Genomic DNA, 10,270 nt, shown 5'->3' with positions numbered 1-10,270 from the left:
CTGCGGAAACGCGTCGACGGCGCGCTTCCACCACTGTGCCTTCTCCTCCCCGGTGAGCTCACGGGCCCGCATGCTCCGGCGTTCGGGACCGTCCTGGAGATCCACTCGCGGATCGGCCTTGAGGTTGAAGTACCAGACCGGGTGGCGCGGGTAGCCGCCCTTCGAGGCCACCGCCGCGTATCGCCCCTCGTGCTCCACGCGCATCAGGGGAATCTTGCGGATCCTGCCGCTCCTGGCGCCGCGCATCGTGACGATGACGACCGGCAGGCCCGTGTCCCACAGCGTCGTGCCCTGGGTGCCGCCCGAACTCTCGTACAACTCGACCTGATCGCGGATCCACTGCGCGGGACTTGGCCCGTACTCGCCCTCAAGAGGCATCGATTCACCCTCAACGTCACGAACGGATGATGTCGGCACAGTCCAGCACAAGCCGCGCACGGAGCGGAAGGGCGGCTGCCGATACCGGCCGGGCAACTGGGCTTCAACCGCGGGCGGAGTTGGGCCAGACAGACCGATTCTTGGCCTATACCAACCCATGGCTCCCCAGTACCCTCGTGCGTAGCCAGAGGCACTTCTCCCCCACCCACGTTGCGTGCTGGCACGGGCGGCGCCCGCCATCCCCCACCACGGCACTGCCCGGCAGCGGGGTACTTCCCCATGCGCCGCCTCCAGGAGGATCASGGTGAGAATCCGCACCAGAAGCTCGGCGATCGTCGGCACCCTCTGCCTCGTCACCTCCCTCGCCTTGGCCACGGCGTCCGCCGAGGAACGCACCGCTCCCCGGCACGCGGCCGAAGTCGCGCTCACCAAGGTCGCCACGGCCGCGAACCCCATCGCGGGAGCCGCGGGCCCCGGCGGCAGACTCTGGATAGCCGAACGCGCGGGAACCGTGAGAATCCTGCACGGCAAACAGCTGAGCGACCCCGTCCTCGACATCACCAAAGAGACCACCACCGACGGCGAACGCGGCCTGCTGGGCATCGCCTTCGACCGGAACTTCAAGCACTTCTACATCTCGTTCACGAACCTGGAGGGCACCAGCACCATCGATGAGTTCGCCGTCCGGAAGGGCAGGATCCAGGCGAACACCCGGCGCACCGTCCTCACCCAGACGCAGCCGTACGCCAACCACAACGGCGGCGACATCAAGGTCGGCCCCGACGGCTACCTGTACATCGCCTTCGGTGACGGCGGCTCGGGCGGCGACCCGCACGGCAACGGACAGAACCTCGACACCCTGCTCGGCAAGATACTGCGGATCGACCCGCGCGGCGCCAAGCCGTACGCGATCCCGCCGGGCAACCCGTTCGTGGGCAAGCCCGGGGCCAAGCCGGAGATCTGGTCGTACGGGCTGCGCAACCCGTGGCGCTTCTCCTTCGACGCCGGGAAGGGTGACCTCCTGATCGGAGACGTCGGCCAGAGCGACTGGGAGGAGATCGACTGGGCGTCGGCGCGCAGCAAGGGCGGCGAGAACTACGGCTGGTCGCAGATGGAGGGCAACCATCCCTTCCGGGGCGGCACCGAGCCCGCCGACCACACACGTCCGGTCCACGAGTACGACCGAACCGGGCTCGGATGCTCGGTGACCGGCGGCTACGTCTACCGCGGCAAGGCCATCCCCGCCCTCACCGGCCAGTACCTCTTCAGCGACTACTGCGACGGCACCGTGCGCTCCCTGAAGATGAAGGACGGCAAGGTCACCGGCGTGAGCGACCTCGGGGTCAACGGAGGTGAAGTCATCTCCTTCGCCCAGGACGGCAGGGGCGAGCTGTACGTGTTCGACATAGCGGGGAGCATCTCCCGCATCGACCCGGCATGACTCCGGGCCCGGCAGTGCGCGGGCACTGCCGGGCAGCCGACGGCCGACGGCCGACGATGGGGCACTCCGCTCGCGCTCAACGCTTGTCCGCGAAGACCCACCGGTTGCCCGCCAAGGCGTCATCGGGTTCGGGCAGGGGGCCGCGTCCGTGGTGGCGGGTGAAGTCGTAGGGGGTGTGGACCGATGTCGACCAGCCCATGCCCGTGAGGTGTGCGACGGAGTCGGGGCGTGGTTGCCTGGCGAAGAGGGTGAGCAGGTCGATGCCGATCTGCTGGGCCGTCGCGGTGTACAGCGGGCTGTCGCGGTGGGCGAGGAGGTCCTTGTCGAGTTTGACCTCGTAGGCCAGAGCGCTCCCTGGCATGCTCAGGGTGTTCACCATGTCGATGAGACGGGTCTCGGCGGTGCTGGGCAGGTAGAACAGCAGCCCCTCGGCCAGCCAGACGCTGGGTGTGGTCGGGTCGAAGCCGACGCAGGCGAGTGCTCCGGCCCAGTCGTCACGGAGGTCGAGCGGAATGGGGATGCGCGCCGCCTTCGGGGTGGCCTGCAAACCGTCGAGCACCTTGTGCTTGAACGCGAGGACCTCCTCCCTGTCGATCTCGAAGATCACGCAGCCGGGTGGCCAGTCCAGGCGGAACGCCCGCGAGTCCAGCCCCGCGCCGAGCAGCACCACTTGCCGGGCGCTCGCTCTGTGCACCGAGCGGAGGAGGAAGTCGTCGAGGACTCTCGTCCGCAGGCCGAAGTAGCGCGCGAAGCGTCCCCACAGGGGGTTGGCGTCGCCGTCCGGGACCTGCTGGATATCTACCGGCCAGTCGGCCGAGGCCGGTGAGGCGCGGACGAAGTGCTCCGCGTAGGGGTCCTGCGCCAGGGTGTCGTGGCGGTGGGTCTCGATCGCCCGTGCGGCGGCCACCAGCAGAGCGGTCACTCCGACTCCTCCTTCCACGCCTTCCCTGCCGGTGCTGCGATAGGTGGTGCCGACCACATGTCCTCCATGGGGGTTGACGGGACCAGGACGGAACCCTGGTGAGATCAGGACGGGAGCAGGACCGGTTTGACCACGCGGCCCTCCTCGCAGTCGCGTTCGGCCTCGTTGATGTCGGTCAGCGGGTAGGTGCGGATCAGCTCGTCGAAGGGGAAGCGCCCTGCCTGCCACAGTCCGGTCAGGCGCGGGATCAGCAGTCCCGGTACCGCGTCCCCCTCACAGATGTGCGCGAGTGTCCTGCCCCGGTCCAGCGCTCCCGGTTCGATCGGCAAGGTGGTGTTGAGTCGTGCCACCAGGCCGAGGTGGCCCTTCGGGCGCAGGGCTTGGAGAGCGTCGTTGATGAGCCGGGGCACGGCCGTGGTGTCCAGGGCGTAGTGCGCGCCGTCGTCCGTCAGTTCGCGGATGCGGGCGGGCAGACCGGGTGAGGTGGCGTGCAGCGGGATCGCGCCGAAGCGTTCGGCCAGGGCCAGCCGTTGCGGGTGGCGGTCGACGGCCACGGTGACCACTCCGGAGGCGGTGGCCGCCATCACCGCGGCCAGGCCCACCGCTCCCGCGCCGAACACCGCGAGGGTCTCACCGGGACCGGCGGCGAAGGAGTTGAAGACCGCTCCGGCGCCGGTGAGGAACCCGCAGCCGAGTGGGCCGAGCAGTTCGACGGGCAGTGCGGGATCGACCCGTACGGCATTGCGGGCCGGGACCATCGCGTACGTGGCGAACGCCGACTGGCCGAACCACCGGGGTGCCAACTCCGCCCCCGCCGCGTCGGTGAACCGGGCGGCGTTCTCCTGTCGCCCGCCGAAGAGGTTCAGCGCGGCGAAGGAGTCGCAGTAGGCGGGGGCCGCGGCCATGCAGTTCCGGCAGTGGCCGCAGGAGTCGAAGCTGAGGACGACGTGGTCGCCGTCGCTCAGGCCGGTGTGCGGACCGCCCGTCTCCACCACGACCCCGGCGCCCTCGTGGCCGAGCACCGCAGGGAGCGGAGAGCGGCCCGCCGAACGGCGCACCGCCAGGTCGGTCCGGCACATCCCGCAGCCCGCGATCTTGACCAGGACCTCGTCCTCGGCGGGTCCCGCGGCCAGAAGCACCTCCTCGACGGCGAATCGGCTCTGGTAGGAACGCAGTACCGCCGCGTCGAATCGCAACGTCAGCCCTTCAGCCCGCCGTGACCGCGGCAGCCGCCTGCTCTCGCGCGTGCCGGTCCATCTCCGCCCGGAACGCGGCCACCAGGTGCGGCTGGATCCTTCCGGCGTTGCGGTCGCCGCCTTCGCAGACCGCGCCGCGCACCCCCACGATGTCGGTGCCGATGCGGTGCAGTACGTCGAGGTCACCCACTTTCACGCTGCCCGCGAGAGCGGCGAGCAGGTCACCTCGGTGGGTCCGTCGCACGAACTCCGCGCACTCTTCGGGCGGTACGTGGTCGAACAGCCGGGTCCCGTCCTTGACCGCCGTGTCGAGCATGGCCGCGTCGCACCCGGCGCGCGCGGCGATGTCGGGCACCGCGAGGGGGTTGACGCAGCCGATGCGGTGGGCGTCGGCGTAGCCCGAAGCGACGACCAGGGCGTCGGGGCGGTAGTCCTTCACGGCCCGGACGACGCCGCGCATGACGTCGATGGCCTGCTCGGGCGTCGTGCATCCGTAGAGCCCGACCTTGATGTAGGTGGCTCCCGAGACCGCCGCGCCGAGGGCCGCCTGAGCCACGGTGCCGGGTTTGTACGGCACGTCTCCCACGGTGGCGGACACGGGCTTGTCCGCCGGGACCGCATCGCGGATCTCTCTGATGACCCACGGGAAGTTGGCGCCGAGCGAGCCCTCGTCGGGCTTCTTCACATCCACGATGTCGAGATGCTCCGCCGCCTTCGCGCAATCGAGGGCCTCCTCGACGCCGTCGGGAGAAACGAGAAGTAACAAGGTGGTCTCCTTAGTCTCCGCACCGCTGCTGACCGCCCACCGCCGACGGCTGACCGCAGAGCGCTCGCGGTGCGCTCATCATCAAGGGCGGTCCGCGACCCCCGGTAGGGCGCACAAAAGCCGGGCGGAGCGTCGACCGGGCCCGCAGTGCGCCGTGCACGCCGGTTCCCACCGCCGCTCGGTCCGAGAAGCCCGGATCATGCCGCGTCGGGTGCGTTTTCACTCTTTCTGTTGAGCGGTCCCGCRCCCCGGRRCAGCGGATTGCGCAGCCCGCATAGTGACTGCACGACGGCGATATAAGCGGCCCACGACAGCCGTACGACCGGCCCACCGCGGCCCGCCCAGACGAAGGGAAAGAGCTCATGCGCACCGAGGCGATCAATCGCGTGAAACACGTCTTCACCCTGTTCGACGCCGATGGCAACGGAGTCCTGGAATCTGATGACTTCGACCTGATGAGCAGCCGGGTCGCCGCGGCTGTCCCCGAAGCCGACGCGGCGCGCAAGCAGGCCATGCACGCCAGCTTCGCGCGCTACTGGGAGACCTTGGTCGGTGAGCTCGACGCCGACCACGACGGGCGGATCACCTACGACGAGTACCAGGCGTGCGTCCTTTCGCCGGAGCGCTTCAGTGGTGCGGTCGACCAGTTCGCCTCGGGCTTCGCACGCTTCGGTGACGTGGACGGCAGCGGTCTCGTCACCCGGCCGGTGTTCGTCGGCATGATGCGGGGAGTCGGCTTCGACCTGCCGAACATCCACGCCCTCTTCGACGCCTTCGAGCCCGACGCCGACGACCGGATCAGGGTCGAGGTCTGGGAGGCCGAGATCAAGAACTACTACGCCCCGGACAAGGGCGGTATCCCCGCGGACCTGCTGGCGGCCTCTCCGGCAGCCTGATCCGGTCCCCCCCCGGCCCGAAGGCCCCGCTCCTCACCGAGCGGGGCCTTCGGGCTCTTCCGTGCCGGTCCCGGGGCTCGTGCGCGCACCCGGCCGACGCCTTGGCCGGTGCCTAGTCACTCCGCCCGCATGCTGGGCACCTGCACATGGCCGGGCCGCGGCGCCGTACCCAATGCTGAACGTCCACGAGCGACGCACCGGCACCGCCCACCCAGCGGCCGGATGTGCGGCGCCCGTGCCCTCTGCGTCACCGACTGCCGCGCGCACCCGTGCCCGCGGGAAGGACTGCCATGCCCACTCTCCCCGACGCGGCGCACGAGGCCGCGACCCGCAGGGCGATCCGACGGCTGCTGCCGCTGCTCGGTCTCGCGTACTTCATGTCGTACGTGGACCGGACGAACGTCGCGCTCGCCAAGACCCAGCTTGAGGCCGACATCGGCGTCGGCGCCGCCGCGTACGGTCTGGGTGCCGGTGTCTTCTTCGTCAGCTACGCGCTGCTTGAGGTCCCGAGCAACCTGGTGCTCTACCGGGTGGGTGCGCGTGCCTGGATCGCGCGCATCGCGCTGACCTGGGGGCTGGTCTCCGCCGCCATGATGTTCGTCCAGGGGGAGACCTCCTTCTACGTCCTGCGGTTCGCGCTCGGTGCCGCCGAGGCCGGGCTGTACCCGGCCCTGATGTACACCGTCACACTGTGGTTCTCCCAGCGGCACCGCGTCGGCGTCGTCGGCCTCATCTACACCGCGCCCGCCGCCGCGACCATCCTGGGTGCCCCCGCGGGCGGCGGCCTGATGAGCCTGGACGGCGTCGCCGGGCTCCAGGGCTGGCAGTGGATGTTCCTGGTCGAGGGGCTGGTGACCGTCGCGGTCGGCGGGTTCGTGTGGTGGGCGCTGCCCAGCCGCCCGCAGGACGCACGCTGGCTCTCGCCGGACGAGGCCGCCGCACTGTCCGAGCGTGCGGCCGGGACGCACCACCCCTCTCCGCACCGCCTGCGCGGCCACTTCAGGGAGGCCTTCGGGCGCCCGGTCGTGCTGCTGCTCGCCGCGACGTACTTCGGCAACCAGCTCGTCGGCGCCGCCGTCGGGTTCAATCTGCCCTCGATCGTGGAGGGCATGGGCGTACGGGGTCCGATGCCCATCGGGCTCGTCACCGGCAGCATGGGCATAGCCATCCTCGCGGGCGTGCTGTTCTTCCCGTGGCTGCACGGCCGGGTCGGTGACGACACCGGACTGATCGTGGTGTGCGCGGTCGCGGGAACGGCCGCCATGGGTGCCTACCTGGCCACGGAGGGCGCCGGGGCGCGTTTCGCCTCGCTCTTCGTGGCCAACTTCTTCCTGACCGGGACGCTGCCGCTGTTCTGGTCGGTGGCGATGTCGCGCATGTCGGGCCTGATGGCGGCGGCCGGGCTCGCCTTCATCAACACGGTCGGGCTGCTGGGCGGGTTCTTCGGACCGCTCGTGTTCGGCCTGATCGAGGACCGGAGCGGCAGTGCTCGCGCACCCTTCGTCTTCGTCGTGCTGGTGGGCCTCGCCGGGATCGCCCTGGCCGCCGCCCTGAGGCGGACCGTCAAGGGCGAGGACACTCCGCTGCCCGCCGGGACACCGGCGACGGTGGAGTAGGCCCGACGGCACGGGCCCGGCGGTAACCCCCACCCCCCTGTGCGTTCGCCCAGGGGGCCCGCGCACACCCTGGGCGACCGCAGACTTCCGGCCAACCCGGTCGGTGTCTATTCTTCGGCCATGAACGAGGAGCTGGCGCTGCGCCGTGAACTGGCCCAGACGCTGTCCGCCGACATCGACCGGCTCATCGAGCGGCTCACGGCCGACATCTGCGCCCACAGCGCCCGCTACGCCAGCGGCACCCCGGTCTCGCACGAGGATCTCCGGCTCACCCTGCGCGGCAACATGGAACTGGCCCTGCACGAGTTCGCCGGGATGCCCCCCGGGGACCGCAGCTTCGAGGCCGTCGCCGCCGAGAACGGGTGCCTGCGCGCCGAACAGGGCATGCCGCTGGCCACGGTGCTCCAGGCCTACCGGCGCGGCGGGCGGGTGCTGTGGCAGGCGATGGCCGACTGGATGCGCGACCGGCCGCCCGCCCAGCAGCGCCTGGTGGGTGACATGGCCGGGGCGGTGTGGGAGACCATCGACCGCTTCTCCTCGGCGATGGCCGACTCCTACCGGCTGCGCACCCTGGAATTGCAGCACCGCGAGGCCTCCCGGCGCGGCGCCCTGTTCGAGGCGCTCCTGGACGGCCGTGCCGGTGATCCCACCGTGGCCGCCGCGGCCGCCACCGCCCTGGGCGTACCCCGGCAGGGCCGCTACGCCGTGGTGGTCATCGCCCAGGACGCCCAGGACCCCGCCTCACCGCCCGACCCGGGGCCCGCGCTCGACGCGCTGGGCCTGTGGTCCTTCTGGCGTCCGCGCGCGGAAACCGTCGCGGGCCTGGTCCGGATCAGGCCCAGTGGGCCCGACCAGCCCGACCAGCGGGACCTGCTCGCGGACGTCCTGCGCGCCCAGCGCGTGTGCCGGGCCGGAATCTCACCGCCCTTCGAGGACCTGACGGACGCCGCCCAGGGCCTGCGCCTGGCCCAGCGCGCCCTGGCCACGCTGCGGCCCGGCAGCAGGGCGGTCGCCGACCTCGACGAGCGGCTGGTGCACGCCGCTCTCGGCGCCGAGCCGGAGATGGCCGACCGGCTCGCCACGCGCTATCTGGACGGTGTCCTGCGCAGCGGCGCCGAGCGCGAGGTGCTGCTCGACACCCTGCGGGTGTGGCTGGACACGGGCTGCTCCGCGTCCGCCACCGCCTCGCGGCTGTTCTGCCACCGCAACACGATCCTCAACCGGGTGAGCCGGATAGCCGAGCTGTCCGGCTGGCCCGCCGGGTCGGGCGAGGCACGCCTTGGCTGGGCCCTGGCGCTGCGGGCCCTGGAACTGGAGCACTGAGGGCGGCTCACCCCTCTTGCCGTACCGACGCGCCAAGACGCCGCTCGTGCCACTGCCCACCGCGCTCCCCGTGATGCTGGGCTCTTGCACATGGCCCCCGGCCAGGGGCGCGTCGGAAGCTGAGGCGGTCGGACACACCGTTCGTACGCGTGAGGGAGCAAGGGAGCCACCGTGCAGTTGAGCGTCGCCACCATCCTGCGGGAATCCGCCGTCCGTCACCCCGGCCGGACCGCGGTCGTCGACGGCGACGTCCGCGTCAGCTACGGCGCCCTCTGGCAGGACGTGCTCCGCTTCGCCGCCCGGCTGCGCGCCCGGGGCATCGAACCCGGCGACCGTGTCGCACTGCTCCTGCCCAACACCGCCGACTTCCCGCGCGCCTACTACGCCGTCCTCGCCGCCGGCGGCACGGTCGTACCCGTACACGCCCTGCTCGTCGCCGAAGAGGTCGCCTATGTGCTGCGGCACAGCGGCGCTCGCGCCCTCATCAGCGCCGGCCCGCTGGAATCCCTGGCCGCCGAAGCCGCGGCGGACGCGGGCGTGGACGTGCTGCGCGTGAGCTGCGAAGGCGAGCCGCTGGAGCGCGTCGAGCCGCGCGAGCAGGGCGACACCGCGGTGATCCTCTACACCAGCGGCACCACCGGGCAGCCCAAGGGAGCCCTGCTCACCCACGGCAACCTGGTGCTGAACGCGACGGTGTGTGCCCAGGACCTGTTCGCTCTGACACCCGATGACGTGGTGCTCGGCTGTCTGCCGCTGTTCCACAGCTTCGGACAGTCCTGCGCCATGAACGCGGCCCTGCGCGCGGGCGCCGCCCTCGTGCTGTGCCCGCGCTTCACCGGACCCGGCGCTCTGGCCCTGCTGGCCGAGGAGCGGGTGACGGTGTTCATGGGCGTGCCCACCATGTACCACGCGCTCACCGAGGCGCTGGGGGCGGGCGGGGTCCGTCCGACGACCCTGCGCATGGCCGTCTCCGGCGGCGCCGCGCTGCCCGTCGCGCTCCTCGAACGCTTCGAGCACGCCTTCAACGCCGTGGTGCTCGAAGGCTACGGACTCACCGAGACCTCTCCGGCCGCCACCTTCAACCAGCCCGCCGACCGCCGCCCCGGCACGGTCGGGCGCCCCATCTGGGGCACCGAGGCCGCCGTCGCCGACGCCGGGACCGAGGACCGCATCGTGCTCCTGCCCACCGGAGAGGTCGGCGAGGTCGTCCTGCGGGGCCACAACGTCTTCGCCGGATACCTCGACGACCCCGGGGCGACGGCGGCCGCCGTCGTCGACGGCTGGTTCCGCACCGGCGACCTCGGCGTCCAGGACGCCGAAGGCCGTCTGAGCATCGTCGACCGCAAGAAGGACCTCATCATCCGCGGTGGCTTCAACGTCTATCCCCGCGAGGTCGAGGAGACCCTGGCCCGCCACCCCTCCATCGCCCAGGTCAGCGTGGTGGGCCTGGCCGACGAGGAGAAGGGCGAGGAGATCTGCGCCGCCGTCGTCCTGCGCCCGGATGCGCCGGAGACGCCCGAGGACATCATCGACTGGGCACGTCAACGGCTCGGCAAGCACAAGTACCCGCGCGTGGTGCGGCTGCTCGGCGCCCTGCCGCTCGGCCCCAGCGGCAAGATCCTCAAGCGCGAACTGCGGGAGGCCTGCGCATGACCGTCGTCGACACCTCGCACGGACCGGTACGCGGCACCCTCGATGACGGCATCGCCGTCTTCCGGGGCATCCCCTACGC

The 10,270-nt window shown here is 71.3% G+C and carries 9 protein-coding genes; 5 read left to right on the top strand and 4 right to left on the bottom strand.

Annotated elements, in window-relative coordinates; genetic code table 11:
• Positions 1 to 378 (bottom strand): nitroreductase family deazaflavin-dependent oxidoreductase (locus AB8Z36_RS19775; RefSeq protein WP_369214671.1); only part of this gene is annotated, 378 nt, incomplete at its 3' end.
• Positions 379 to 682: 304 nt separating this feature from the next.
• Here AB8Z36_RS19775 and AB8Z36_RS19770 point away from each other — a divergent pair.
• Positions 683 to 1,819, top strand: a complete 1,137-nt coding sequence (locus AB8Z36_RS19770) for a PQQ-dependent sugar dehydrogenase (RefSeq protein WP_369214670.1) — start codon at positions 683 to 685, stop codon at positions 1,817 to 1,819.
• A 76-nt stretch (positions 1,820 to 1,895) separates the two neighbouring features.
• Here the strand turns inward: AB8Z36_RS19770 and AB8Z36_RS19765 are convergent, their stop codons facing one another.
• The 3 genes from AB8Z36_RS19765 to AB8Z36_RS19755 are packed head-to-tail and all read right to left on the bottom strand — an operon-like array spanning position 1,896 to position 4,703.
• Positions 1,896 to 2,798, bottom strand: a complete 903-nt coding sequence (locus tag AB8Z36_RS19765; protein WP_369214669.1) for a class I SAM-dependent methyltransferase — start codon at positions 2,796 to 2,798, stop codon at positions 1,896 to 1,898.
• Positions 2,799 to 2,845: 47 nt separating this feature from the next.
• Entirely contained in the window at positions 2,846 to 3,937 is a 1,092-nt protein-coding gene (locus tag AB8Z36_RS19760) for an NAD(P)-dependent alcohol dehydrogenase (protein WP_369214668.1), read from the bottom strand.
• A 10-nt stretch (positions 3,938 to 3,947) separates the two neighbouring features.
• The gene (locus tag AB8Z36_RS19755; protein ID WP_369214667.1) at positions 3,948 to 4,703 is read right to left on the bottom strand and encodes a (5-formylfuran-3-yl)methyl phosphate synthase; all 756 of its coding nucleotides are present in this window, start codon (positions 4,701 to 4,703) and stop codon (positions 3,948 to 3,950) included.
• A 362-nt stretch (positions 4,704 to 5,065) separates the two neighbouring features.
• Between AB8Z36_RS19755 and AB8Z36_RS19750 the strand changes: the two genes are divergently transcribed.
• The 4 genes from AB8Z36_RS19750 to AB8Z36_RS19735 all read left to right on the top strand — a co-directional run bounded on the left by AB8Z36_RS19750 (position 5,066) and on the right by AB8Z36_RS19735 (position 10,191).
• Entirely contained in the window at positions 5,066 to 5,599 is a 534-nt protein-coding gene (locus AB8Z36_RS19750) for an EF-hand domain-containing protein (protein ID WP_369214666.1), read from the top strand.
• Positions 5,600 to 5,889: 290 nt separating this feature from the next.
• Positions 5,890 to 7,215, top strand: coding sequence for an MFS transporter (locus AB8Z36_RS19745; protein ID WP_369214665.1), 1,326 nt, complete (start codon positions 5,890 to 5,892; stop codon positions 7,213 to 7,215).
• Between the two features lie 120 nt (positions 7,216 to 7,335).
• Entirely contained in the window at positions 7,336 to 8,538 is a 1,203-nt protein-coding gene (locus AB8Z36_RS19740; protein WP_369214664.1) for a PucR family transcriptional regulator, read from the top strand.
• A gap of 171 nt (positions 8,539 to 8,709) precedes the next feature.
• Positions 8,710 to 10,191, top strand: coding sequence for a long-chain-fatty-acid--CoA ligase (locus AB8Z36_RS19735; RefSeq protein WP_369214663.1), 1,482 nt, complete (start codon positions 8,710 to 8,712; stop codon positions 10,189 to 10,191).
• The last annotated feature ends 79 nt before the right edge of the window (positions 10,192 to 10,270 follow it).

This window comes from Streptomyces flavofungini, from assembly GCF_041028215.1.
Classification (GTDB): domain Bacteria; phylum Actinomycetota; class Actinomycetes; order Streptomycetales; family Streptomycetaceae; genus Streptomyces; species Streptomyces flavofungini_B.
This window is presented reverse-complemented; position numbering and strand designations above follow the sequence as displayed.

What these genes read in the sequence shown, in the direction of transcription:
- AB8Z36_RS19750 (WP_369214666.1), top strand. Translation starts at nt 5,066, where the DNA reads ATGCGCACCGAGGCGATCAATCGCGTGAAACACGTCTTCACCCTGTTC.
- AB8Z36_RS19745 (WP_369214665.1), top strand. Translation starts at nt 5,890, where the DNA reads ATGCCCACTCTCCCCGACGCGGCGCACGAGGCCGCGACCCGCAGGGCG.
- AB8Z36_RS19740 (WP_369214664.1), top strand. Translation starts at nt 7,336, where the DNA reads ATGAACGAGGAGCTGGCGCTGCGCCGTGAACTGGCCCAGACGCTGTCC.